This window comes from Streptomyces sp. NPDC046465, assembly GCF_040646035.1.
In the GTDB taxonomy this organism is placed as follows: Bacteria; Actinomycetota; Actinomycetes; order Streptomycetales; family Streptomycetaceae; genus Streptomyces.
Map to the genome: position 1 here is coordinate 61,659 of NZ_JBEYZK010000003.1, position 26,191 is coordinate 87,849.

18 protein-coding genes and 1 pseudogene are annotated in these 26,191 nt (G+C 71.4%); 16 read left to right on the forward strand and 3 right to left on the reverse strand.

What is annotated here, in order from left to right:
- Positions 1–30 precede the first annotated feature (30 nt).
- On the reverse strand, positions 31–708 hold the full coding sequence (locus tag ABZ953_RS05650; RefSeq protein WP_361717217.1) for a M15 family metallopeptidase: 678 nt from the start codon (positions 706–708) through the stop codon (positions 31–33).
- Positions 709–795: 87 nt separating this feature from the next.
- Here ABZ953_RS05650 and ABZ953_RS05655 point away from each other — a divergent pair, with 87 nt between their 5' ends.
- Entirely contained in the window at positions 796–1,497 is a 702-nt protein-coding gene (locus ABZ953_RS05655; protein ID WP_361717220.1) for a response regulator transcription factor, read from the forward strand.
- A complete protein-coding gene (locus ABZ953_RS05660) occupies positions 1,490–2,581 on the forward strand; it encodes a HAMP domain-containing sensor histidine kinase (RefSeq protein ID WP_361718238.1) in 1,092 nt (363 codons plus the stop codon). The genes ABZ953_RS05655 and ABZ953_RS05660 overlap by 8 nt, the downstream gene beginning before the upstream one ends.
- A gap of 24 nt (positions 2,582–2,605) precedes the next feature.
- Here the strand turns inward: ABZ953_RS05660 and ABZ953_RS05665 are convergent, their stop codons facing one another.
- Together ABZ953_RS05665 and ABZ953_RS05670 are read right to left on the reverse strand one after the other, a co-directional pair.
- A complete protein-coding gene (locus tag ABZ953_RS05665; RefSeq protein ID WP_361718240.1) occupies positions 2,606–3,403 on the reverse strand; it encodes a thioesterase domain-containing protein in 798 nt (265 codons plus the stop codon).
- Positions 3,396–5,597: pseudogene (locus ABZ953_RS05670) on the reverse strand (AMP-binding protein); the annotation flags it as partial. The pseudogene ABZ953_RS05670 and the gene ABZ953_RS05665, both read right to left, overlap by 8 nt.
- A gap of 692 nt (positions 5,598–6,289) precedes the next feature.
- Between ABZ953_RS05670 and ABZ953_RS05675 the strand changes: the two are divergent.
- From ABZ953_RS05675 to ABZ953_RS05740, 14 genes are all read left to right on the forward strand, one after another.
- A complete protein-coding gene (locus ABZ953_RS05675; RefSeq protein ID WP_361717223.1) occupies positions 6,290–7,768 on the forward strand; it encodes a sugar transferase in 1,479 nt (492 codons plus the stop codon).
- A gap of 88 nt (positions 7,769–7,856) precedes the next feature.
- Positions 7,857–9,173, forward strand: coding sequence for a nucleotide sugar dehydrogenase (locus ABZ953_RS05680; RefSeq protein WP_361717226.1), 1,317 nt, complete (start codon positions 7,857–7,859; stop codon positions 9,171–9,173).
- Positions 9,163–10,428 (forward strand): glycosyltransferase family 4 protein, encoded by a 1,266-nt coding sequence (locus tag ABZ953_RS05685; RefSeq protein WP_361717228.1) that lies wholly within the window; start codon positions 9,163–9,165, stop codon positions 10,426–10,428. Before ABZ953_RS05680 ends, ABZ953_RS05685 begins: the two co-directional genes overlap by 11 nt.
- On the forward strand, positions 10,425–11,822 hold the full coding sequence (locus ABZ953_RS05690) for a Wzz/FepE/Etk N-terminal domain-containing protein (protein WP_361717231.1): 1,398 nt from the start codon (positions 10,425–10,427) through the stop codon (positions 11,820–11,822). Before ABZ953_RS05685 ends, ABZ953_RS05690 begins: the two co-directional genes overlap by 4 nt.
- Entirely contained in the window at positions 11,819–13,342 is a 1,524-nt protein-coding gene (locus ABZ953_RS05695) for a Wzz/FepE/Etk N-terminal domain-containing protein (protein ID WP_361717234.1), read from the forward strand. The genes ABZ953_RS05690 and ABZ953_RS05695 overlap by 4 nt, the downstream gene beginning before the upstream one ends.
- Before the next feature lie 15 nt (positions 13,343–13,357).
- On the forward strand, positions 13,358–15,286 hold the full coding sequence (gene asnB / locus ABZ953_RS05700; RefSeq protein ID WP_361717237.1) for an asparagine synthase (glutamine-hydrolyzing): 1,929 nt from the start codon (positions 13,358–13,360) through the stop codon (positions 15,284–15,286).
- Positions 15,287–15,318: 32 nt separating this feature from the next.
- Positions 15,319–17,511 (forward strand): bi-domain-containing oxidoreductase, encoded by a 2,193-nt coding sequence (locus ABZ953_RS05705; protein ID WP_361717240.1) that lies wholly within the window; start codon positions 15,319–15,321, stop codon positions 17,509–17,511.
- Complete coding sequence (locus ABZ953_RS05710) at positions 17,508–19,451, forward strand: alginate lyase family protein (protein ID WP_361717243.1); 1,944 nt, start codon at positions 17,508–17,510, stop codon at positions 19,449–19,451. Before ABZ953_RS05705 ends, ABZ953_RS05710 begins: the two co-directional genes overlap by 4 nt.
- Positions 19,452–19,460: 9 nt before the next feature.
- Complete coding sequence (locus tag ABZ953_RS05715) at positions 19,461–20,987, forward strand: right-handed parallel beta-helix repeat-containing protein (RefSeq protein ID WP_361717246.1); 1,527 nt, start codon at positions 19,461–19,463, stop codon at positions 20,985–20,987.
- Between the two features lies 1 nt (position 20,988).
- Entirely contained in the window at positions 20,989–22,215 is a 1,227-nt protein-coding gene (locus tag ABZ953_RS05720; RefSeq protein ID WP_361717249.1) for an O-antigen ligase domain-containing protein, read from the forward strand.
- Between the two features lie 8 nt (positions 22,216–22,223).
- Complete coding sequence (locus ABZ953_RS05725; protein WP_361717251.1) at positions 22,224–23,501, forward strand: glycosyltransferase; 1,278 nt, start codon at positions 22,224–22,226, stop codon at positions 23,499–23,501.
- The gene (locus ABZ953_RS05730; RefSeq protein WP_361717254.1) at positions 23,498–24,754 is read left to right on the forward strand and encodes a class I SAM-dependent methyltransferase; all 1,257 of its coding nucleotides are present in this window, start codon (positions 23,498–23,500) and stop codon (positions 24,752–24,754) included. Before ABZ953_RS05725 ends, ABZ953_RS05730 begins: the two co-directional genes overlap by 4 nt.
- A complete protein-coding gene (locus ABZ953_RS05735) occupies positions 24,751–25,545 on the forward strand; it encodes a glucose-1-phosphate cytidylyltransferase (RefSeq protein WP_361717257.1) in 795 nt (264 codons plus the stop codon). Before ABZ953_RS05730 ends, ABZ953_RS05735 begins: the two co-directional genes overlap by 4 nt.
- Positions 25,542–26,189: a PIG-L deacetylase family protein gene (locus ABZ953_RS05740; protein WP_361717260.1), complete on the forward strand. Its 648-nt coding sequence runs from the start codon at positions 25,542–25,544 to the stop codon at positions 26,187–26,189. The genes ABZ953_RS05735 and ABZ953_RS05740 overlap by 4 nt, the downstream gene beginning before the upstream one ends.
- Positions 26,190–26,191 lie beyond the last annotated feature (2 nt).

Consider the following 26,191-nt stretch of genomic DNA (forward strand, 5'->3'; position numbering starts at 1 on the left):
GAGTCGTCGTCTGTTCTCGCGCACTGCCGGTCACTGCTGCATCCTCGGGTCCTCGGTGGGGTCGGCATACATACGTCGGCAGCCGTGCTCGACGGCATCGGTGCGCAGCTCGTAGTGCCAGGGTTCGTTGCGGTAGATCTGGCACAGCCCGTACGCGGCGCCGTGCCCGGAGAGCCATGCCGCCGCGTCGGAGCGCCCGATGTCGACCGCGTCGCCCGACACGTGCGGGGACGTCGCCGTGGTGGCCACCCACCGGGCGGCCTCCTCTTCGGAGCCGTATGTGGCGACCGCCTTGCGGAAGAGCTGCTTCTGATACGCCGGGGAACGCCAGCCGCTGTTGACGTAGAACCTGGTTCCGTCGGCCGCGGCGTGCGTCGCGGCCCGGCGGAGCGCCTTGAGCAGATCCGGGTCGAGACGGGCCACGGCCGGAACCGTGCCGTCGAAGACCGTCACGCCGTCGGGGACGACACCGTCGGCCTCTCCGACCGCACCCCGGCCCTCGGGGTTGTCGGGGGACTCACGCTGCTCGCGGTGCAGGGAATTCGAGGGCGACGCGGCCGAGAAGGGAGAGGACTCCGGCAGCTGGCGGACCAGGGTCGCGGTGATCGCGGCCATCGCGGCCATCAGGAGGGCGACCAGGATCCAGCGGGTCGCTTTCCGTGCCGACGGCGGGAGTAAGGGCGGAGCTGTCGGTGGGGTTCGAGTCATACCGCCAGTGAAGGAAGCGCGGTGTTGTCGACACGTATGCGGTTTTCGATACGCCGACGATATGTACCGGCTCGTAGCATCGACGACATGCGAGTGCTGATCGTCGAGGACGAGCCCTATCTGGCAGAAGCCGTCCGGGACGGCCTGCGCCTGGAAGCGATCGCGGCGGACATCGCGGGCGACGGCGACACCGCACTGGAACTGCTGAGCATCAACACGTACGACATCGCCGTCCTCGACCGCGACATCCCCGGGCCCTCCGGCGACGAGATCGCCGCTCGCATCGTGGCCACCGGCAGCGGCATGCCGATCCTCATGCTCACCGCCGCCGACCGGCTCGACGACAAGGCCTCCGGATTCGAACTCGGAGCCGACGACTACCTCACGAAACCCTTCGACCTCCGAGAGCTCGTGCTCAGGCTCAGGGCGCTCGACCGCAGACGTGCCCACAGCAGGCCTCCCGTGCGGGAGATCGCGGGGCTGCGGGTGGACCCGTTCCGCAGGGAGGTCTACCGGGACGGCCGCTATGTCGCGCTGACCAGGAAGCAGTTCGCCGTACTCGAAGTCCTCGTCGCCGCGGAGGGCGGTGTCGTCAGCGCGGAGGAGCTCCTGGAACGCGCGTGGGACGAGAACGCCGACCCGTTCACCAACGCCGTGCGCATCACCGTCTCGGCTCTGCGCAAGCGGCTCGGACAGCCGTGGATCATCGCCACGGCGCCGGGCGTCGGCTACCGCATCGACGCGGAACCGGGGACGAGGAGGCCGGATGAGGAAGCCGACTGTGGATAGGGCGCCCGGATTGAGCGTTCGCGCCAAACTGACCCTCAGCTACGCCGGGTTCGTCATGGTCGCCGGTGCCTTGCTGCTTGCGGCCGTGTGGGTGTTTCTCCTTCAGGAGGTGCCCGACGACTGGGACCGTCGCATGCTCCACGAGAATCCCAACCGTCAGCTCCTCCTGGGCGCCTTCGCCCCGGCGGCCGCAACGGTGATGGCGTTCCTGCTGGTGTTCGGGCTCCTGGGAGGGTGGCTCCTCGCCGGCCACATGCTCGCCCCCCTGACCCGGATCACGGACGCCACCCGCAAGGTCACGAGTGGTTCGCTCTCCCACCGCATTCAACTGCCGGGCCGCGAGGACGAGTTCCGCGAACTGGCCGACGCCTTCGACGCGATGCTCGTACGGCTCGAAGCACACGTCGCCGAGCAGCGGAGGTTCGCGGCCAACGCCTCACACGAGCTGCGCACCCCGCTGGCCATCTCGAAGGCCCTTCTCGACGTGGCCCGCACCGATCCGCACCGCGACCCCGCCGAGGTCGTCGACCGCCTCCATGCCGTCAACACCCGGGCGATCGACCTCACCGAGGCACTGCTCCTGCTCAGCCGCGCAGGCCAGCGATCGTTCACCCGCGAACCCGTCGACCTGTCCCTCATGGCGGAAGAAGCCACCGAGACCCTCCTGCCCCTCGCGGAGAAGCACGGCGTCACCATCGAGACCCGCGGCGACATCACCCCCACGACGGGATCGCGGGCGCTGCTGCTGCAGCTGACCATGAACCTCGTGCACAACGCGATCGTCCACAACCTGCCCGGCCGGGGCACCGTGTGGGTCGACACCGGCGTCCGGCCCGACACAGTGGTGCTCACGGTCGAGAACACCGGCGAGAAGATCGCCCCCCGGCTGGCCTCGACGCTCACCGAACCCTTACAGCGCGGCACCGAGCGCGCACACACCGACCACGCGGGCGCGGGCCTCGGCCTGGCGATCGTCAAGACCATCACCGACGCGCACGACGGGACCCTCACCCTCACCCCGCGCCCGGCCGGTGGCGTCCGCATCACGGTGGAACTGCCCGCGGCGCCCCGCACACCGCAGTGACGGCGGTGGCCGCCGCGCGCCCGCTCACCGGCCCCGCTCCGCCGCCCGTCCCTCGAACCAGGCGCGGATCGCCGACACGGTGGTCTCCGCATGTTCCTGCATCATCGTCAGGTGATCGCCGGGTACGTCCACGACATCGTGCGGCGTGGGCCAGGACGTGCGCCAGGCGTCGCCCTCCGTGGCGGCCGCCATGGCGGTGGTGGGACGCGACGCGCGGATCAGGAGCGTCGGGGTGGTGACCGGCGCGGGGGTCCAGTCGAGGAAGATCCGGTTGTAGGCGCCCATCGCGGCCAGGGCGTGGTCGTCGTCGCCCCGCCCGGTCCGCTGTTGTCGCGGGGCGGCCAGGGACAGCAGCCAGTCCGTGCCGCTGTTGTCCGGCGTGATGCGGTACGTGTCGAGGAGTACGAGGCCGACGGGCGCCCGGCCCGCACCTTCCAGGTGGTGGGTCACCAGGTGCGCGACGTTCCCGCCCGCCGACCACCCCACGATCACGAGAGGTCCGTCCCCGGCATGCCGCAGGACGCTCTCGGCCTGTGCACACGCCAACGCGCCACGGTCCGCAGGTACGGCGGAACCGGCGTCGATCCCGGGGTGCGGGAACTCCAGAACGTCCCAGGCATCCGCATCGTCGCGGAAAGCACCGTAGAAGCGCGGGAAGCCGACGCCGCCCGACGCGAACGACGGGTGATACGCCGGGAAGCAGACGACCGTGGGCCTCCCGGAGCCCGGGCGGCCGTGGGAGCGACGGATGGGGAGCAGGGCGTGCCGCGGGCCCTGAGCGGCAGTGAAGGTGGGCAGCGCCCAGGACGCCGTGACGAGCAGGTGGGTCCGTCGCGAGCGCCTCGCGCGGTGAGATCCCGAAGAGACCGGCGTCGAAGTCCGCGGCCCGGTGCAGGAATCCGCCGTGGCGGGTGTACGAGGTGCCGAGGCGGTCGGGATCGGGGTCGTACAGGGCGGCCAGGTCCCAGCCGCGGTCGGTGGGGAACCCGGAGATGGCATCACGGCCCTGCGACACCAACTCCCACAGTTCCTCGGGGGAGTTGGCGTCCCCTGGATAGCGGCAGCACATGGCGACGACCACCACGGGATCGTCTTCGGCGGGACGGTTTCGCCCGTCGTACGACCGTGTGCGTGACCGCGACCGCCGCTCCGTGTCCGTGGGGGCGTCCTCGAAGAGCGCCGTGTGCAGGTACCGGGCCGCGTCGGCGGGCGTCGGGTGGTCGAAGACCAGCGTGGACGGCAGCCTCACCCCGGTCACCGCACCGAGCCGGTCCACCGGTCCGACCGCGCCGAGGGACGTCATGCCGAGATCGGCGAACGGGCCGTGCGCGCCGGGCAGATCGCCCGGCGCGCGCCCGCAGACCTCGGCCGTCGCGGCCAGCACCGTCTCGCGCAGCGCACGGAGCCGCTCGTCGGGGGAGAGGGCGAGGAGCCGCTCGCGCAGCGCACTGCCGGTCGGCGGAGCCGGGGCGGGGACGGGCAGCCGGTGCCGGGCGATCTTGCCGGACGCGGTGCGCGGAACCGCCGCGATCTCGCGGATCTCGGTCGGCACCTTGTACTCGGCGAGGCGGGCCCGGCACTCGGCGAGCACCCGCCGTGCGTCGAATCCGCCGGGACCCGGTACGACGAAGGCGACCGGCACCTCGCCGAGCACGTCGTGCGGCAGGCCCACGACCACCGCGTCTGACACACCGGGACACCGCGCCAGGACGTGCTCGATCTCCGCCGGGTGCATGTTCTCGCCGCCTCGAATCAGCACCTCGTCGAGCCTGCCGCTGAGCTGCAGGTGGCCGTGGGCGACGAAGCGGCCGAGGTCGCCCGTCCGGTACCAGCCGTCCCGCAGTGCGGCAGCCGTCGCATCGGGCCGCTCGTGATACCCGGTCATCAGGCTCGGCCCCCGCACCCAGACCTCGCCCTCGGCCCCGGCCGGAGCGTCCTTGAGACTGTCCGTGTCGACGACGCGCACGTCGATGCCGGGGACGGGCGGCCCGCAGGAACCGTCGACCCTGGTCCCCTCGGGGCGATTCGCCGTGATCACGCCGCAGGTCTCCGTGCTGCCGTACGCGTCGAGCAGCGGCGCCCCCAAGGTCTGCTCCACGGCCGCACGCAGGGCGGCACCGCTCGGCGCACCGGCCACGACGCACATCCGTAACGCCTGTGGGGGCGGGGCCTCATCGGCCGGTCCGACCAGCCGGTGGTACGTGGCGGGCACGCCGCCCAGCAGCGTGAACGGCCCACCGAGTGCCTCGCCCCCCGTGTGAAGGACCTGCCGCAGGCCGCCCGGCGGCAGCGGCTCGCCGACGATCCTGGCGCTCGCGCCCACGGCCGTCACACCCAGGACCGCCAGCGAGTGGCTGAAGCTGTGGAACAGCGGCAGCGGCCAGAGCAGCCGGTCGTCGGGCGAGAGGCCGAAGAGCGGGGCGTAGCAGGCGGCGACGGACCACAGCGCGGCCCGCTGGGTGGACAGCACGCCCTTGGGGCGGTGCGTAGTGCCAGAGGTATAGAGCACCCAGGCCGGATCGTCGAGGCCGAGCCGGTCGATCTCGGTGGCGTGTGCGCTCGTGGTGGCGGCATGCTCGAACAGGTGAGCGCCGTCCGGTGCCGGTTCGGTGCCGGTCACCAGGGCGCGGAGGTGGTCGTACGGGGGGCCCAGGCGCCTCAGTCGCAACAGGTGCGTTGCGTTAGTGACGACGTACGCGGCGCCGCTGTCCCGGAGGAAGTGGGTCAGTTCGGCGTCGGACGAGCGGGGGTCGAGCGGGACACCGACCATCCCTGCCCGCAGGACGGCCAGATAGCTCTCCACGGTTTCTACACAACTGTCCAGGCAGATCGCGATGCGGGCCCCCTTCTGGAGGCCCGTCGCGGTGAGATGTGCGGCCAGCGCGCGGGTGCGGCGCTCCAGCCCGCCGTAGGTGACGCACCGGGCGGCGTCCGCGTAGGCGACGCGTCCCGGTGACCGCTCGGCGTGCTCCTGCAACAGCTCGGGAACCGGCCGGATCAAGTCGTCGCGCCTCATGGTCTCCGCCCTCCAAGTGCCCTGCTCCACAACGATGTTGAGCCTAGAGGCGGGTGGGCGGGGCGGGAGCTCGAACGCCCCGGCCGGAGGCAGGAGCGGCAGATGAGACAAAGCACGCCTATATCCAGCCCAGTTGGGAGCGCCTGAATGCCCGGGGGTCGCCACTGACGGCAGTCCGTGAAGACCCAGTCACCCCAGGTCACAAGGCGTGTGCTCGTCGGTGGGGCGCCCGTGGGCGGTCAATGGCCGATAGATCGAGCTTCAAAGGTTGAGCACAAGTTGCACACATCCCCTCTCCAGGGCGGCTCCGATGGTCTAGATTGACCGTGCTTCACATGCGGACACGAGGCGACAAATAATGATCTATAGGTCCGATGTCATGGACAGCCACCAATTGCGTCCATGGCACCCGGCCTGGGGGAGAGCAATTCCAGGAGCCCTGGAGAGGGTCTTGGGTGCGGGGAGCATCCAGGATTCGAACGGGTTTCCGCGCACTTCGAGAGTCCGGCAGTACCTGTACGTCTGCTGCCGCCTGGGTGGGTTGTCGAAGTAGCGCAACGTAGCCGGATTGCCATGCGCGGGGGGCGGGGGCCTCCCGAGGGGAGGAACAGCACGGCGCGGGGGGCGGGGGTGCTTCCCGGGAGAAACGTGTGAGGAGAGCACGTCGAACCACTGGTGACCTGGGGGGTCCTGTGCAGCAGGGGGAGTTAGTCAACCCGTTTCCGTCCGCCCGCGGACGTGTGGCGAACGGGGTAATCAGCCGGCCGGCCAGCGACTGGGAGCAGCGCTACCGCCGCACCGTCATAACCAGCGACACAGTAGCTACCGCTTTCATAGTGGCGGCGATCGGGAACTTCTTCGGAGTCCGTGACGCGGCCAACTGGCACGAGAAGTGGGGAATTCTCGCATTCGGCACCGAGCTTCTTGTATTGGGAGCGCTTGCGGTGAGCCGGGCGTGGGCTCCGGCCGTACTCGGCCAGGGCGCCGAGGAATTCCGCCGGCTCGGCCGCTCACTGTTCACGGCGGCCGTTGTCCTGGCACTCGGCGGTATCGCCCTCACTTCGCGCAACATCAAGCTCTGGATCTTCGTCGCGATCCCGGCGATCGCACTCATCACCATGACCGAGCGCTATCTGCTGCGCCTCTGGCTGCACAAGCAGCGAAAGGAAGGACGCTGCCTGCGCCCGGTCCTCGCGGCCGGAAGCCTGGCCACCGTACGCGACCTGATCACCCGGGCCCGCAAGTTCCCGCACCTCGGCTGGCGGGTGGAGGCGGTGTGCACGGCGGACGGTCTGGGGCCCGACGGCGACCACTTGGACGGCGTGCCGGTCGTCGGACGCCTCGCGGACGTCGCGGGCCACGTCAGCCGCGACGACTACCGCGTCATCGCGGTCACCCCGGACCCGCACTGGTCACCGGAGCGGCTGCAGCGCCTTGCCTGGAACCTCGAAGGCAGCGACGCCGAGATGGTCGTGGCCCCCGTCCTCATGGAGGTGGCGGGACCGCGGCTGCACGTCGACGCGGTGCTCGGCATCCCGCTGCTCCGGGTCAGCATGCCGACCTTCACCGGCGGCCGCCGTGCCGTCAAAGGAGTGGTCGACCGGCTGGGCGCGGCGATCCTGCTGATGCTGTTCGCGCCGCTGATGGTGCTCGTCGGGCTCCTCGTCCTGGTGGACAGCCGGGGCGGTGCGCTCTACAGACAGCGCAGAGTCGGCAAGGACGGCCGCGAGTTCACGATCTTCAAGTTCCGCACCATGGTCACCGGCGCCCACAAGGCACGTGCCGAGCTCGCCGAGCTCAATGAGGGCGCGGGGCTGCTGTTCAAGGTCCGCAGCGACCCGCGGGTGACCCGGGTGGGCGCGGTGCTGCGCCGGTACTCGATCGACGAGCTCCCGCAGCTCTTCAACGTACTCACCGGATCGATGTCGCTCGTCGGCCCGCGGCCTCCGCTGCCGGAGGAGTCGGCGGCGTACGGCCCGGACATCCGGCGGCGTCTCCTGGTCAAGCCCGGCCTCACCGGCCTCTGGCAGATCAGCGGGCGCAGCGATCTGCCGTGGGAGGAGGCGGTCCGCCTCGACCTGCGGTATGTGGAGGACTGGTCGCTCGCCCTGGACACGGTGATCTTGTGGAAGACGCTGCGTGCGGTGCTCCAGGGGCAGGGGGCCTACTGATGTACGGGGGGCCGATGTACGGGGGGCGCCGTTCGAACGGCGCACGGACGGCAGGCCGCAAGGGCCTGCCCGGGGGGAGGAGCGGTTCATGAGAATAAGCGTCTTAGGGCTTGGCTATGTGGGCTGCGTGTCGGCCGCGTGCCTGGCGAGCCTGGGCCACGAGGTCATCGGGGTCGACGTGAACCCGGTGAAGGTCGACCTGGTCAATGACGGCAAGGCCCCGGTGGTCGAGGAGCGGATCGGTGAGCTCACCGCCGAGGTCGTGGCCTCCGGAGCGCTGCGCGCCACCGGCGACGTCCGCGAGGCGATCATGGGCAGCGAGGTGTCCCTCGTCTGCGTGGGCACGCCGTCGGCGCCCAACGGCAGCCTGAGCACCACGTACTTGGAGCGGGTCGCCGAGCAGATCGGCGCCGCCCTCGCCGAGCGGGACGGACGGCACACCGTCGTGTTCCGCAGCACCATGCTGCCGGGCACCTGCCTGAACCTGCTCGTGCCGATCCTGGAGAAGGCCGTCGGCGGCACGGCCGGGGTGGACTTCGGGGTCGCGGTCAACCCGGAGTTCCTGCGCGAGGGCACGAGCGTGCGGGACTTCTTCGACCCGCCCAAGACGGTCATCGGTGAACTCGACACGGCCAGCGGCGACACGGTCGCGGCCCTGTACGACGGCCTGCCGGGCGAAACGTTCCGGGTGCCGGTCCCGACGGCCGAGGCGATCAAGTACGCGGACAACGCGTTCCACGGCCTCAAGATCGGCTTCGCGAACGAGCTGGGCGCGGTGTGCCAGGCACTCGGCGTGGACTCGCACCAGGTCGTGGACGTGTTCCTCGCCGACCGCAAGCTGAACATCAGCCCCGCCTATCTGCGGCCCGGCTTCGCCTTCGGCGGCTCCTGCCTGCCCAAGGACCTGCGCAGCCTGGTGTACGCGGCGCAGCGGGCCGACGTCTCGGTGCCCATCCTGTCCCACGTACTGCCGTCCAACGAAGACCACCTGCAGCGCGCGGTGGAGCTGGTCGAGCGCACCGGCAAGCGCCGGGTCGGGCTGTTCGGGCTCTCCTTCAAGCCCGGCACCGACGACCTCCGCGAGAGCCCGCTCGTCGAGCTGGCCGAGCGGCTCTTCGGCAAGGGGTACGACCTGCGGATCTACGACGCCAACGTGAGCCTCTCAAGGCTGATCGGCGCGAACCGGGAGTACATCGAGACCCGCCTTCCGCACCTCGCCCAGCTGCTCGCCGACTCCGTCGACGAGGTGCTCGAACACGCCGAGGTGTGCCTGGTCGGAACCAAGGACCCGGCCGTGCTCTCGGAGCTGCCCCACGGCGACGGCCCGGTGATCGTCGACCTCATCCACCTTCCCGACGCCGCGACGCGCCGAACTGAACCGGGGTACATAGGCCTTGCTTGGTGACACGACCAGTAATGACCGTCAGGGACGGCGCGCGCTGATCCTGGTGGAGAACCTGTCGGTGCCGTTCGACCGGCGAGTGTGGCAGGAATGCACGACACTGCGCGACGCGGGCTGGCAAGTGCACGTCATCTGCCCGCAGGGGGTCAAGCGGGACACGGAGCCGGAGGCGGAGATCGACGGGGTGCGGATCCACCGCTACCCGCTGCGCGCGGCCACCGGCGGACCGGCCGGCTATCTGCGGGAGTACGGATCGGCGCTGTGGCACACGGCCCGCCTCGCCCGCAAGGTGGGGCCGGTCCACGTGGTCCACGCCTGCAACCCGCCGGACCTGCTGTTCCTGCCGGCGCGGTGGCTGACGCGGCGCGGCGCGCGGTTCGTCTTCGACCAGCACGACCTGGTGCCCGAGCTGTACCTGTCCCGGTTCGACCGCGGCCAGGACCTGCTCTACCGCGGCGTGTGCGCGCTGGAACGGATGACCTACCGGGCCGCCGACATCGTGCTCGCCACGAACGAGAGCTACCGGGACGTCGCGGTGCGCCGCGGCGGCAAGCGCCCTGAGGACGTCTTCGTGGTGCGCAGCGCGCCCCAGGTCGACCGGTTCCAACCCGTGGAGCCGGAACCGGAGTTGAAGAACGGCAAGCCCCATCTGCTCTGCTACCTCGGGGTCATGGGCCCGCAGGACGGCGTCGACTACGCCCTGCGGGCCCTGGCCAAGCTGCGCGACGAGGTCAAAAGGACCGACTGGCACGCCGTGTTCGTCGGCTCCGGCGACGCCTTCGACGCGATGGTGGAGCTGTCCCGGGAGCTCGGGCTCTCCGAGCAGGTGCGGTTCACCGGCCGAATACCCGACGCCGACCTGGTGCGCTACCTGTCCACCGCGGACGTGTGCCTCTCGCCCGACCCGCACAACCCGCTCAACGACGTGTCGACCATGAACAAGGTCCTCGAATACATGGCGATGGGCCGGCCGATCGTCTCCTTCGACCTCCGGGAGGCGCGCGTCTCCGCCGGTGACGCCGCGCTCTACGCCCCCGCCAACGACGAGGCCGAATTCGCCCGCCTCATCGCGCAGCTCCTTGACGATCCGGAGCAGCGGGCCAGGATGGGCAAGACCGGCCAGGAGCGGATCACCGGGCAGCTTTCCTGGCAGAACTCCCAGCGCTCGCTGCTCGCCGCCTACGCCGCCGCCTGCGGTGGCCGCACTCCGGTGGCGTCGGGCGGCCCTGCTCGGTCAGGGAGGAGGCCGCGCCGTTGAGCGACGACACGATACGCCTGGTCACCATCGGGCGGATTCTCCGTCGGCGCTGGCGGCTTCTCGCCGCCGTCGCCGTCCTTGGCGCACTCGTGGGCTACGGCGCCTCTCTGCTGTTCCCGCCGAGTTACACGACGTCGGCGTCCGTACTGCTGCCCGGCCAGTGGGAGGAGCGCGAGCTGCTGACCCAGGCGGAGATCGCGACCAGCTCCGAGGTGGTCGACCGCGCCGCAGGCACCCTCCACTGGGCCGGTGTCGGCGCCACCGACCTGCGGGACCAGGTGAGCGCCAAGGCCGCCGACGGGAACATCATCAAGATCTCGGGTACGGCCGAGACCCCGGCGCGGGCGCAGCGGCTCGCCGACGAGGTGGCCGGCCAGTTCGTCACCTTCGCGGGGCGGATCGCGGGCGACACCTCCGACCCCGAAGCGGAATCGGGGCCCGAGGCACTGAGGCAGAAGGTCATGCAGACCAATCGCCGCATCACCGACCTGGCCAACGCGGCCGATCCGGGACAGACCGTGGAGAGCGTGCAGGCCCGCACCGAGCTGGAGAAGCTGCGGACCGCACTGGCGGAGGCTATGAAGAAGCTGGACGAAGCCGACCCCGCGGCGAACAAGGCCAACATGGTCGTGATGGGGCCCGCGGCCCGGCCGACCGGCGAGGCGCCGCCGACGCGGATGCAACTGATCGTCGGCGGGGCGCTCCTTGCCTTCCTGTGCGGGGTCATCGGCCATCTCGCCTCCGCACGCATGAACCGCCGGCTGCGTACCGAGGCGGAGATCGCCGCGGCCCTCGGCTCGACGCTCCTCGGCACCGTCGACGTACCGGGTGACCGGTCGGCGCACCGGCCGGCAGGGCACGGCCCGAAGGCCTTGCTGCGCCGGCTCCTCGGCACCGATACGCGGTGGGACCTGCCGACCCCGCAGGCCTCCGGCGACGAGGCCAGCAGACGGACCCGCTACCGGCGGGTGTGCGCCCGCCTGCGGAATCAACTGGCCGGTCCCCGGCGGCTCCTCGTCGTCGTGCCGGACGGCGACGGGACCGCCCACCGGGCCGCCGAGCAGCTCGTCGCCGAGGCCGGATCCGATGGCTCCGCCGCCTCTTCGAGCAGGGGCTACCCCACGCTGCGCGCGGTGGAAGTCCCGGTGGACCGGCCCATGGTGCCCGACCGCGACACCGAGTCCGGCGCCCTGGTCGTGCTCAGCGCGGGCAGCTGGACCGCGGGGGAGCTCACCGGCATCGCCGGGGCGTGTGCGGACGCCGGGCACGAGATCGTCGGCATCGTCCTTGCGGGGCCGGTCCGGGCCCGCAAGGAGCGTGCCTCGGGCCGTCCTCCGCGGCGCGCCGTGTCCGCGGTCGCGGTGGGCGACAACGCCGGGGGAGGTGCGGGGTGACGACGGACAAGACCTCGGAGCCGTCGTCGGGCGGCTCTCCGCTCTTCGACCTCCAGGCGCTGGTGGTGGCGGTGCGCAGGCGCCGCCGCATCTGGTCGACGCTGGCGCTGCTCGGTCTCCTCGCCGGTGCGGCGTTCGCGGTGCTCATGCCGCCGCCGCCGAGCGCGGCGACCAAGGTCCTCGTCACGCACCAGGAGGACCAGGCGAACGACACCGGCACGCTGATCCGTACCGACGTCGAGCTGCTCGGGACCACCCGGATCGCCGGTGCGGCACTGCGAGCCCTCAAGTCCCCGGACAAACCCGAGGACTTCATGCGGGACTACCGGGGCACCGGCCTCACCAACAACCTGCTGCAGATCGACGTGACGGCCGACACCGACGCGCAAGCGGTGGCGCGGGCCGAGGCGCTGGCCGACGCGTTCGTCGCGGACCATGTGCGGCGGATGCGGGAGACCGCGAAAGCCGAGTCCAAGGCCCTGATCGAGCAGCGCGACCGGATGCGGGACGAACTCACCGCGGTCAACAAGTCGATCGGCGACCGTTCGCCGGACGGCGACCCCAAGGGGTCGGCGAGCATCGAGTCGCTCTTCGCCCGCCGGGCCGAACTCAACGCGCGCATAGCCGACTTCGACCAGCGTGCCGCCGAGGCGCGCACCGGCACACCGAAGATCGTCTCTGGCACGCAGATCGTGGACGCCCCCCGCGCGGTGCAGCACTCCCTGCCCAAGGCCGCCGTCACCAACGCAGGCATCGGGTGCCTTCTCGGACTCTTCCTCGGCCTCGCGGCGGCCGCGGTCGGCGCCGTGGTGGCGGACCGCCCCGTGCTGCGCCGGGAGATCGCGGCGCACCTGGGCGCCTCGGTCATCGCCGAGCTGCGCCGCACACCCCGCAGGCCGGCCGCGCTCTGGCAGCGCCGACGGAGCCGTACGGCGCACGAACGGCTCACCACGACGCTCACGCGTACCGTGCGAGGCTCCGCGGAACCGGTCTCGTTCCTGGAACTCGGCTGCGCGCGCAGCACGAGCGTGCTCGCCCTGGACGTGGCGAGGGAGCTGGCGACGGAGGGGCCGCCGGTGGTCATCATCGACGGCCTGCCGGGACCGCAGCTCGCCAACCTCCGCCGCAAGCCCGACGACCCGGTCGTGCTCAGCGGCGAGCGTGCCGAGGCCGAGGCGCAGCAGGCGCGCAGGCTCGGCGTCGGCTCGGTCGCGCCCGGCACGGCGTGGACCGACCTCCAGTACCTCGGCGGCCAGACCGTGCTCGTCGTGCGGGCCGGGCACGGCAGCGCCTCCTGGCTGCACACCGTGGCGCGGCAACTCGCCGACCAGCGCATTCCGGTGATCGGCGTGGTGCTGATCGACCCCGATCCGCGGGACAGGACCGACGGCACGCTGTGGGACGGGCTGCACATCGCGCTGCGCGGCCACAGCGAGCGCCTCGACCGGCGGAACGGGATCAGCCAGATGTGGACGGAAAGGCTGCCGATGTGGGCCGCACGCGTTCCGAACAGCGAATGAGAGGCACGGAAAGACATGTGTGGCATCGCAGGCACGTACCGATGGCCGGACGGGAAGGCCGTGACCGACCGGCTCACCGATACCCTCGCCCACCGCGGCCCGGACGGAGCGGGCCGGTACAGCCACCTCGCCGGTGACGGCGAAGTGCAGCTCGGGCACCGCAGGCTCGCCATCATCGACCTGTCCGAGACGGGCGCCCAGCCGATGGTCTCGGACGGCCTCGCCCTGACGTACAACGGCGAGCTGTACAACGCCCCCGAGCTCCGCGCCGAACTGGCCGCTTCCGGGGTGCGTTTCCGCGGCACCTCCGACACCGAGGTGCTCCTGGAGGCCTGGCGGCGCTGGGGCACCGACTGCCTGCCCCGCCTTCGCGGCATGTTCGCGTTCGGGATCTTCGATGAGCGCACCGGTGAACTGGTCCTCGCCCGCGACCAGTTGGGCATCAAGCCGCTGTTCCTGATGCGGCGCGGCGGGGGCCTGGTGTTCGCCTCCGAGCTCAAGGCGCTCGCCGCCGTGACCGGCGGAACCCTTGAGGTCGACCACGCGGCGCTGGTGGCCTCGCTGCTGTACTACTGGGTGCCGGACTCGCGCTGCGCGTTCCGCGAGGCGGAGAAGCTGCCGCCGGGGAGCTGGCTGCGGGTCCGGCCCGACGGCCGGGTGGACCAAGGCCGGTACTGGAACCTGAAGGACGTCGCCGCCGAGGGCAGGGAGCGGGCCCGCAGCGGCGAACTGCCGGACCTCGCCGCCATCGTCGAGGAGTCCAACCGGCGGCACCTGCTCTCCGACGTGCCCGTGGCGACCTTCCTCTCCGGCGGTCTCGACTCCAGCTATCTGACCGCCCTCGCGGCCCGCGACCGGCCCGGGATCTCCGCGTATACGATCGGGTTCCGCGCCGAGGACGCCAAGTTCGAGGCGATGCCGGACGACCTGCGCTACGCCCGGCAGGTGGCCGAGCAGTTCGGCGTCGACCTGCATGAGATCGAGATCGCCCCGAACGTGCTCGACCTGCTGCCGCAGATGACGCGCCACCTGGACGAGCCGATCGGCGACCCCGCCGCCATCAACACCTATCTGATCTGCTCGGCCGCCCGGGAAGCCGGGGTCAAGGTGATGCTCTCGGGGATGGGCGCCGACGAGCTGTTCGCCGGCTACCGCAAGCACCTGGCCAACCTGCTCGCGGTGCGCTACCAGCGCGTCCCGCGGCCCCTGCGGCGCGGGGTGTCCGCGGCCGTGGACCGGCTGCCGGTCGCCACGGCCCGCCGGGGGTACCGGTCGGTGCGCTTCGCCAAGCGGTTCCTCTCCTTCGCCGATCTGCCGGAGGAGACCGCGTTCCGGCGCAGCTACACCATGTACGACCAGGACGAACTGCTCGCCCTCGTCGATCCGGAGCTGGCCGGAACGGTCGACGACGTGCTGACCGAGCACGCGGACGTCTACGAGGACAACGAACTCGACGACTTCGTCAACCGCATGTGCCTGGGCGACGCCCGCATGTTCCTGCCGGGCCTGAACCTCGCGTACACGGACCGCTCCAGCATGGCCGCGTCGACCGAGGTGCGGGTGCCGTACGTGGACGTCGAGGTGGTCAGGGCGGCGTTCGCCGTGCCCGGTGACCGCAAGATCGTCGGGCGGCAGGGCAAGGCCGTCCTCAAGGAGGCGGCCACCTCGATCCTGCCCAAGGAGATCGTGTACCGGCCCAAGGGCCTGTTCAGCGCCCCGCTGCGGGCCTGGATGAGCCGGGACCTCGCGCCGCTGGTGCGCGAGGTGGTGAACGACGGCGAGCTCGTCCGTTCCGGGTTGCTGCGCCGCGACGCGCTCGCCCGGATGGTCGCCGAGGACGCCTCGGGGCAGCGGGACTTCTCCAAGCACCTGTGGCACGTGCTGACCCTGGAGTACTGGTATCGCGACGCGACCTCTGGCTCCGGCCAGAGCCAAGCGGCTTGACGGCATTGCAAGTTGAAACAAGAGGAGCTCGGGTGAAACAGGTCGTTCAGAACTACAAGAGTGGCGAACTGGCGCTGCTCGACGTGCCCGTGCCGGGATGCAAGCCGGACGGTGTGCTGGTGCGGAGCGCCTACTCGCTGATCTCCACCGGGACCGAGCTCATGAAGGTGTCCGAGGCCGGCATGTCGATGGTGGGCAAGGCCCGCTCCCGCCCCGACCAGGTGGCCAAGGTCATGCAGAGCGTGGCCACCAACGGAGTGCCCGCCACCTACCGCAAGGTGATGGGCAAGCTGGACTCGTACACGCCGCTCGGCTACTCGCTGTGCGGGGTGGTCGAGCAGGTCGGCGCCGGGATCGACGACGTGAAGGTCGGCGACCTGGTGGCCTGCGCCGGCAACGAGCACGCGTTGCACGCCGAGCTGAACTGGGTGCCGAAGAACCTCTACACCCCGGTACCGGAGGGCCTCGCGCCGCGGCACGCGGCCTTCGGCACCGTCGGCTCCATCGCCATGCAGGGCGTTCGCCAGGGCGAACCGCAGCTCGGCGAGGTCGCCCTGGTCATCGGCCTCGGCCTCATCGGGCAGCTGGTGGTGCAGCTCCTGACCGCCTCGGGAGTCCGCGTCGTCGGGGTCGACCCCGACCCGGTGCGCTGCGAGCTCGCCGAGCGCTCGGGCGCCGCGGCCTGCGGCGACCCGGAGTCCGCGGCCGTCCAGAGCGCGGTCGCCGAGCTCACCGGCGGCCACGGCGTGGACCAGGTGTATCTGGCCGCGGGCGGCGGCAGCAACCAACCCGTCGAGCTGGCCGCCAAGTTGAGCCGCGACCGCGGCCGGGTCGTCGACATCGGCAAGTGCCGCCTCGACCTGCCGTGGAACGCGTACTACGAGAAGGAGCTCGACGTCCGGTTCTCCCGCTCGTACGGCCCCGGGCGCTACGACCCGGCGTACGAGCTGGAGGGGCGCGACTACCCGATCGGCTACGTGCGCTGGACCGAGCGCCGCAACCTCGCGTGCTTCCTCGACCTCGTCGCCCGCCGCCGCGTCGACGTGGAGCCCCTGATCTCCCACATAGCCGACTTCGACGACGCGGTAGAGACGTACCAGCGGCTGAAGGACGGCGACCTGAAGGCCGTGGCCGTGCTGTTCCGCTACCCGGCACCCGCCGAAGGCCCGGCGGAAGCGGTGGCCCCGGAAGTGGCCGTTCCCGCGGTCAGGCGAACCGGCGGCGCAGGCGCCGCCCCGGCCCGGACCGCCGGGACACCGGTGCGCCTCGCGTTCGTCGGCGCGGGCAACTACGCGACGTCGATGCTGCTGCCGCACCTGGCCCGGCGCGACGGCGTCGAGTTGTCGACCGTCGTCACCACCACGGCGCTCTCCGCGGCCAACGCACAGCGGAAGTTTGGCTTCACCGGGGCGACCACCGACCTCGACGCCGTGCTCGGCGACAAATCCATCGACGCGGTGTTCGTGGTCACGCGGCACAGCTCGCACGCCGAGCTGACCCGCAGAGCCCTCCTCGCCGGCAAGACCGTCTTCGTGGAGAAGCCGCTCGCCCTCTCCGAGGACGAGCTGGCCGGTGTGCTCGCGGCGGTGGAGGAGTCCGGCAACGACCGGCTGCAGGTCGGCTTCAACCGCCGGTTCGCGCCGCTGCTGCAGGAGGCCAGGAAGCGGTTCGGCGCCCGGACAGGACCGGCGAACCTCCGCTACCTGGTCAACGCGGGGCAGCTCGGGCACGGCAGCTGGTACCTGCAGCAAGGCACCGAGGGCTCGCGGTTCGCCGGTGAGGGCGGCCACTTCATCGACACGGCGAGCTGGCTGCTCGGCGCCGACCCGGTATCGGTGTACTCGACAGCCACGTCCGGCAACGACGACCTGCAGGTCGTGCTGCGCTACCCGGACGGCTCCACCGCCACCATCAGCTACGTCACCACGGGCCCCGCCGGCTTCCCCAAGGAGACGCTGGACATGGTCGCGGACGGCAGGGCGCTGCGGCTCGACGACTTCGTCCGTGCCTCGGTCTACGGCCAGAAGCGGTGGGTGAGTTCGCGGCTGCCCAAGGCCCGGGACAAGGGCCAGAACGCCGAGCTGGCCGCGTTCGTCAGGGCCGTGCGGACCGGCGGGCCGATGCCGGTGCCGCTTGAGTCCCTCGTCGCCACCACGGCGGCCACCCTCGCCGTGCGGACCGGCCTGGCCGGCGGCGCGCCGGTGACGTTGGCGAGAACGCGATGACCCTGAGTGCGGGCTGGTACCTGCGACGCCTCTCCCGGATGGGGCCGCGGGAGGTCGGCGGCCGGGTGGGCGACGCGGTGCGCAGGCGTCGGTGGAAGTCGGCACGGCCGCGGTGCCCCGAGGTGACCGGCGCCCGCTTCACCGCGGCACTGCCCGACGGGGCGCTCGCCGCGGTGCCGCAGGACGCCGCGAAGCGGCTCATCGCCGAGGCGGACCGGCTGATGGCCGGGCACGCCGAGTTCTTCGGCGTGGACCGCGACGACCTGGTCGACCCGGACTGGTGGTACGACCCGAAGACCGGGCGCCGGGCACCGTGGGGCTACGCCTTCGACATGCCCTACCGCGACGAGGACGCGGTCGGGGACATCAAGCAGATCTGGGAGCTGTCCCGGCACCAGTACCTCACCGTGCTCGCCGCCGCCTACGCGGTCACCGGCAACGAGCGGTACGCCGAGCGCGTGGCCGAACACCTGCGGCTGTGGTGGACGGCCAACGCGCCGCTGCGCGGCGTGCACTGGGTCAGCGGCATCGAGCTGGGGATCCGGCTGCTCTCCTGGGTGTGGATCCGCCGGCTGCTCGACGGCTGGCCGGGCGCGGCGGGCCTCTTCGAGGACAACCCGGTGGCGGTGAACCAGATCTGGCACCACCAGCGCTGGCTGGCCGCCTTCCCCAGCCGGGGCTCCTCGGCGAACAACCACATCATCGCCGAGGCGGCCGGGCAGGCCGCCGCGGCCTGCGCGTTCGACTGGTATCCCGAATCGGCGCGCTGGCGGGACGACGCGCTGTGCTCCCTCGAGCGGCACCTGCGCGGCAACACCTTCCTGTCCGGCCTCAACCGCGAGCTGGCATCCGAGTACCACGGCCTCGTCCTCGAACTCGGCCTGGCCGCCGTGGCCGAGGCGGACGCCGCGGGCGTGCCGGTCCCCGGCGCGACCCGTCTCGTACTGCTGCGGATGACCGACGCGCTCGCGGCCGTCGTCGACAACCGGCTGCGGCCGCCGCGCCAGGGGGACGCGGACGACGGACACGGTCTGATCCTGGACGGCGCGGGCACCGACCGCTGGGGCTCGCTCCTGGCCACCGGGGACGCCGTGTTCGGCAGGCTCGCCTGGTGGCCGAAGGTGACCGCCACCGATGTGCGCACCCCGCTCCTCGCCGCGCTCCTCCGGCCGTACGCGAAGGACGGGGCAGGCCCGGCCGTGGCCCGTCCGGAGACCCGGCCGGACCACTTCGCCGACGCGGGCATGACCATCCTGCGCGGACCGGAAGAGATCTGGTGCCGCTGCGACGGCGGGCCGCACGGCTTCCTGTCCATCGCCGCGCACGCCCACGCGGACGCCCTGTCCGTGGAGGTCCGGCACGACGGGGTCGACGTGCTCGCCGACCCGGGCACGTACTGCTACCACGGGCAGCCCGAGTGGCGGCAGTACTTCCGGTCGACCCTCGGCCACAACACCCTGCAAATGGACGGCGCCGACCAGTCCGTGTCCGGCGGCCCGTTCCTCTGGACCCGGCACGCCCACAGCCGCGTCCTGGTCGCGGAACCGAAGCGCTGGTGCGCCGAACACGACGGCTACGAGGACTCCGTGCACCGCCGCCGGGTGGAGCTGACGGCCGAGAGCCAGGAGCTGAAGGTGATCGACGAGGTGCGCGGGCCCGGCAGGACCGTGCGCCTGGCGTTCCACCTCGGCCCGGACATCACGGCGGACCTGGTGGAGAACCGGGCCGTGCTCACCTGGACCAGGGACGGCGAGGACCGCTCCGCGGTGCTCGACCTGCCGGGGGAGCTGTCCTGGCAGGCACATCGCGGCGAGAGTGGCCCGCCGCTCGGCTGGTACTCCGCGGGCTTCGGGCGCAAGGAACCCACCACCACGCTGGTCGGCAGCGGCTTCGCCGACGGCGTGCGGGGGTTCACCACCGTGCTCGGGTTCCGCGGCTAGGGGGCGCGCGTGGCGATCAGATGGCGGATATGGGCAGGGCCCGCAGCGGCCCTCGCCCTCCTCGCGACCGGCTGCGAGAGCACGCCGGGCGCCCCGGCGGCGGAGCCGACCAGCCGGCCCTCCACGTCCGCGGCCCGGTCCGTGGCCCGCGTGTGCGCCAAGCCCGCGGCCGGTCCCGCGAAGGCGCCGCCGGGCGCGGTGACGGTCGACCCCGGGGTGGTCGGCGACCTGGTCGCGAAGACCAAGAAGAGCCCGGCGAACACCACGTTCTGGCTGCGGCCCGGCAAGCACCGGCTCGACCCGGACCGCTACGCCCAGGTCATCCCCAAGAAGGGGAACCGCTACCTCGGCGCGCCGGGCGCGGTGCTCGACGGCGGCAAGACCAACCAGTACGCGTTCGGCGGTTCCGCCCACGACGTCACCGTCAGCCATCTGACCGTGCAACGATTCGTGGCGCCGCCGGACGAGGGCGTGGTCAACCACGACTCGGCCGACGGGTGGGTGATCGAGTACGCGACGATCCGGCGCAACTCCGGTGCCGGGCTGATGGCCGGCGCCCGCCAGCGGGTCCGCGCCAGCTGTCTGCGCGACAACGGCCAGTACGGCATGAACGCGTACAAGGCCAAGGGCCGGATCAGCGGTCTGGTGGTCGAGGGCAACGAGATCGTCGGCAACAACACCGGCGACTGGGAGCGCAGGCGCAAGGGCTGCGGCTGCACCGGAGGCATCAAGTTCTGGGCTGTCGACGGCGCCGACATCCGCGGCAACTGGGTGCACGACAACCGCGGGACCGGACTGTGGGCGGACACCAACAACAACGACTTCCGCATCGAGAGCAACGTCATCGAGGCCAACGACGGCGCCGCGCTGATCTACGAGACCAGCTACAACGCGGTCATCCGGAAGAACACGATCCGGCGGAACAACTGGGTCGAGGGCCGCAGGTACGCCGACCGCGACGACAACTTCCCGTACGCGACCGTCTACTTGTCCGAGTCCGGCGGTGAACCACGCGTCAAGGCCCGCACGAGCAAGATCGAGATCTACCGGAACGTCCTGGAGAACAACTGGTCCGGCATCACCCTGTGGGAGAACGCCGACCGGTTCTGCAACAGCCCCGCCAACACCTCCTCCGGCGACTGCACCCTGCTGGTGAAAAACACCGACCGCTGCGCCAGGCCCGCGATCTCCAAGGATCCGCTCTACTCCGACTGCCGGTGGAAGACCCAGCGGGTGGACATCCACCACAACCGCTTCGTCCTCGACAAGTCGGCCGTCGAGTGCACGGTGAGGTGCGACCGCATGGCGCTGCTCGCCAACTACGGCACCTATCCGGACTGGTCCCCCTACCAGGGCGAGCAGGTGGCCGAGGCGATCACCCGTGACCAGCACAACCGCTGGCACGACAACGTCTACGTCGGACCGTGGAAGTTCGTCGCCCACGACCCGAGCCGCGTGCTCGACCCGGGGCAGTGGCAGGGCAGGCCCTACCAGCAGGACGAGGGCAGCATCTTCCGCGTACGGGACGGTGGTTGAGATGCGCGCCGACCACACGTCGAAGATCGTCGCAACGGTCTGGGGTCTCCTGATCCTCAACACGCTCGGCTCCGCCGGGGCGAAGACCATCGTCCCGCTGCCCCGCTCCCTCATCCAGATGGCCACCATGGGCGCGCTGGTCGCCGCGTTCACGCTGGCCCTCGCGGTCAATCTCCAGTTACGCATCAGGCCCAGCGCCTACGTGTTCCTGCTCACCCTGCTCCTGGTGCCCAGCGTGATCTCCAGCGCGAACCTGGAGTCCGGATTCGGCGCGCTGTTCCGCTGCGCCCGTCTCGCCCTCTTCGTCGGCACGCTGTGGCTGCTCAGCCGCTGGTGGGACGGCGGCCTCACGTTCGTCCGGCACCACATCCGGATGTACTTCGCGGTGCTCGGATCGGTCGCCGCGGGCCTGGTCATCGCGCCGGGCGCGGCCCTGCCCGACCTCTACGGCGGACGCCTCGTCGGCGCGCTGTGGCCGCTCACCCCGCCGCAGATCGGGCAGTACGCCGCAGTGATCATCGGGCTGACCGTGCTGCTCGTGCTGGGCCGCCGCATCGACCGGGGCAGCGCGACGCTGGTCATCGTGCCGTCCCTCGTCCTGCTGGCGCTGACCCATACCCGGACGGCCACGCTCGGCCTGTTCCTCGGCCTCGCGCTGGCGATCGGCTCGCTCATCCTGACCAGCGCCGCCGCCCGCCGGTTCTTCGTCTGGACGGTGGTGATCGCCACGGTGGCCGCGGTGGGGTTCGCCTCCGCGCTCCAGGCGTGGTTCCTGCGCGGCCAGAGCCAGGAGAACTTCTCCAATCTCACCGGCCGGGCCAAGGTCTGGGACGCCCTGCTCGCGGCGCCCCGGTCGACCTCGGAGCAGCTGTTCGGCATGGGCCTGGGCGACAAGTCGTTCGGCGGTCTGCCGATAGACAACAGCTGGCTGGCCGTCTACAACGAACAGGGCCTGACCGGCACCGCCATCGTCGCCGCGGTCATCCTCGTGCTCCTTGGCGTCGCCCTGCTGCGCCCGCCCTCGCTGCAGCGGGCCTGCGCGATCTTCCTGATCAGCTACTGCGCGATCGCGTCGTACACCGAGGCCGGCCTCGGCGACGCCTCGCCGTATCTGCTGCACCTGGCGCTGGCCGCCTCGCTGCTCGCGGCGCCCGCCGCGGCCACGCCCCTCTCGACGCCCGCAGTCCCGCGGCGACGTGTCCCGCGCTGGGCCAAGGAACGGAGGTGACCCCAAGCATGCACGTTCTCGTGGTGCACAACCGTTACGCCTCGGCGCAGCCGAGCGGGGAGAACAAGGTCGTCGACCAGGAGGTGGGGCTGCTGCGCGCGGCCGGTCACCGGGTCGAGCTGTTCGAGCGGCGCAGCGACACCATCGCCGACATGTCCCTGGCGACCAAGGCCAGGGTGCCGCTCCTCGTGCCGTGGAACCCGTCGGTCCGCTCGGAGCTCGCCGCCCGCCTGCGTGCCGAACGGCCGGACGTGGTGCACATCCACAACGTCTTCCCGCTCCTGTCGCCCGCGGTGCTCGCCGCGTGCGCCGACGCCGGTGTGCCCGCCGTCGCCACGCTGCACAACTACACCCAGGTCTGCCCGCCCGGCACGCTGCAGCGGGACGGCAAGCCGTGCACCGAGTGCGTCGGGGCGGCGGCGCCGCTGCCCGCCGTCCGGCACGGCTGCTACCGCGACTCGCGCCTAGCGACGGTGCCGCTCGCCCTCAGCCTCGTCGTCAACCGGCGGCGGTGGTGGACCGGCGTGGAGCGGTTCTTCTGCATCTCCGCGGCGCAGCGCGACGTCCTGGTGGGAGCCGGTATGCCGGCCGAACGCCTCGCGGTCAAGCACAACTTCGTACCGGACCCGGACGACCGGCGATCAGGAGCCGGCGAGCACCTGCTCTATCTCGGGCGGCTCGCCGAGGCCAAGGGCGTGCGGCTGCTCATGGCCGCGTGGGACGAGATCGCCGCGGCCGGCGGGGTGGGCGTACCGCTCGTCATCGCCGGTACGGGGCCACTGGAACACGAGGTGACCGCCTGGGCCGCGGGCCGCGACGACGTGCGGTACGTCGGCCTGTACGACACGGCGCAGTGCCGCGCGGCGATCGCGCGGTCGGTCGCCGTGGTGGCCCCCTCGACGTGGCTCGAAGCGTTCGGCCTGGTGGTCGTGGAGGCGATGGCGGCCGGGGTCCCGGCCGTCGCCGCCGGACACGGCGCCTTCGTCGAACTCGTGGAGGACGGGGTGACCGGGCTGCTGCACCGGCCGGGCGAGGCCGCCTCGCTCGCGTCCCGCATACGCCGGATCGCGGTCGAGGACGACCGCAACCGGGAGATGGGCCGGGCGGCCCGACGCCGTTACGAGCAGGGCTTCAGCCCTGCCGTGGGCCTCGAACGCCTGGAGGAGGGGTACCGGACCGCGATCGCGGGTCGGTCGGGCGGCGGGGAAAGCCCGCCGCCGCTGGGGAACAAGAGCAATGGCTCGCGCCGGGGCATCCGCGCGGGCAGGGATGGGGGCACTAAATGACACGATGCCGACTCTGCGGCTCCGCGACGCTGGCGAGCGTCGTCGATCTGGGGGCGACCCCGCCGTGCGAGAGCTTTCTCGCCGCGGACCAACTGGACAAGCCGGAGCCCGCGTACCCGCTGCACCTGCAGGTCTGCACCGACTGCTGGCTCGCGCAGATTCCGCCGCTGATCACGCCGGAGGAGACGTTCAGCGAGTACGCGTACTTCTCCTCCTTCTCGACCTCCTGGGTGGAGCACGCGCGCACGTTCGTCGCCGACGCCGCCGAGCGGGTGGGTCTCGATTCCGGCGCGAAGGACGCCTTCGTCGTCGAGGTCGCGAGCAACGACGGGTACCTGCTGAAGCATGTGGTGGACCGGGGGATCCGCTGCCTCGGCATCGAGCCGTCGGTGAACGTCGGCGCCGCGGCGCGCGACGCGGGCGTGCCCACGCTCACGGAGTTCCTGAGCCCGGAGACCGGCGCGGCCGTCCGCGCCGAGCACGGCCCGGCGAACCTGGTCGTGGCCAACAACGTGTACGCGCACATCCCCGACGTCGTCGGCTTCACCCAGGGGCTGCGCGCCCTGGTCGCCGACGACGGCTGGGTCTCCATCGAGGTGCAGCACCTGCTGACCCTGATCGAGGAGAACCAGTACGACACGATCTACCACGAGCACTTCCAGTACTACACGGTCGCGTCCGCGATCAGGGCGCTCGCCAGTGGCGGACTCGCCCTGGTCGACGTCGAGTTGCTGCCCACGCACGGCGGCTCCATCCGGCTGTGGGCCCGGCCCGCCGAGGTGGCCGGCGAGCCGTCGCGGCAGGTGGCCGAAGTCCTCGACCGGGAGAAGGCCGCCGGGCTGCAGGACCTCTCCGGGTACACCGAGTTCTCCGCCCGGGTCGCCAAGGTGCGCAGGGACCTCCTCACGTTCCTCATCACAGCGGTCGAGCGCGGCGAGACGGTCGTCGGCTACGGCGCCCCCGGCAAGGGCAACACCCTGCTCAACCACTGCGGCATCCGGCCCGACCTGCTCGCGTACACCGTCGACCGCAACCCCTACAAGCACGGCAGGTTCACGCCCGGCACGCGCATCCCGATCCTGCCGCCCGAGCAGATCGCCGCCGACAAGCCGGACTACGTCCTCGTCCTCCCGTGGAACCTGCGGGCCGAGCTGGTCGAGCAGCTGTCCTTCGTGCACGAGTGGGGCGGCCGCCTTGTCTTTCCCATCCCGGAACTGAGCATTGTCGAGGCCGCGAAAGAGGTCACAGCATGAAGGTCGTCCTGTTCTGCGGCGGATACGGGATGCGGATGCGCAGCGGCGCCGCCGACGACGTGCCCAAGCCGATGGCGATGGTCGGCCCCAGGCCGCTGATCTGGCACGTCATGCGCTACTACGCGCACTTCGGGCACAAGGAGTTCATCCTGTGCCTCGGCTACGGCGCCCACCACATCAAGAACTTCTTCCTCAACTACGAGGAGACGACGTCCAACGACTTCGTGCTGCGCGGCGGGAAGACCGAACTCCTCTCCACCGACATAGCCGACTGGACGATCACGTTCGCCCAGACCGGCATCGAGTCACCGATCGGGGAGCGCCTCCGCCGGGTGCGGCACCACCTGGACGGCGACGAGATGTTCCTCGCCAACTACGCCGACGTGCTCACCGACGCGCCGCTGCCCGAGATGATCGAATCTTTCTCCCGGCGCGACGCCGGTGCGTCGATGATGGTGGTGCCGCCGCAGTCCTCGTTCCACTGCGTGGAGCTGGGCGACGACGGCCTGGTCGGGGGCATCACCCCGGTCAGCGAGCTGCCGATGTGGGAGAACGGCGGCTACTTCGTCCTGCGCCAGGAAGTCTTCGATCACATACCCGAGAACGGCGACCTGGTCGCCGACGGATGCGCCGAACTGGCCAAGCAGAACCGCCTCGTGGCGCACCAGCACCGCGGCTTCTGGAAGCCGACCGACACCGTGAAGGAGCGGGCCGCGCTCGACGAGGCCTACGCCCGCGGTGACCGGCCGTGGGCCGTGTGGGAGCGGGACGGCGCCGGGGTGAGCTCGTGATCCGGCTCGGGTCGGGGCGCCTGGACAGGGTCGTCGCGGTGGGCGCGCACTGCGACGACATCGCCATCGGCGCCGGCGGCACGCTCCTCACGCTGTGCCACGCGCGGCCGGGCATCCGCGTCGACGCGCTGGTGCTCTCCGGCGGCGGCAGCGAGCGCGAACAGGAGGAGCGGGCCGCACTCGCCGCCTTCTGCCCGGGCGCCGAGCTGCGCGTCACCGTCCTCAAGCTGCCGGACGGCCGGATGCCCACGCACTGGGACGAGGCCAAGGCAGCCGTCGAGGAACTGCGCGGGGAGAGCGAGCCCGACCTGATCCTGGCCCCGCGCACCGACGACGCGCACCAGGACCACCGCGGCCTGGCGCAGCTGATACCCACCGCGTTCCGCGACCATCTCGTGCTCGGCTACGAGATCGTCAAGTGGGACGGCGACCTCGGCCGCCCGTCGGCGTACCAGCCGCTGTCGCCCGAGACCGCCGAGGAAAAGGTGCGCCTCCTTCAGGAGCACTACCCCTCGCAGCGGCACCGCCCCTGGTACGACCGCGAGGCCTTCCTGGGCCTCGCCCGTATCCGCGGCATCGAATGTCACGCGCGCTACGCCGAGGCGTTCGCCGTCACCAAACTCACTCTCGACCTGGGGGATTGAAC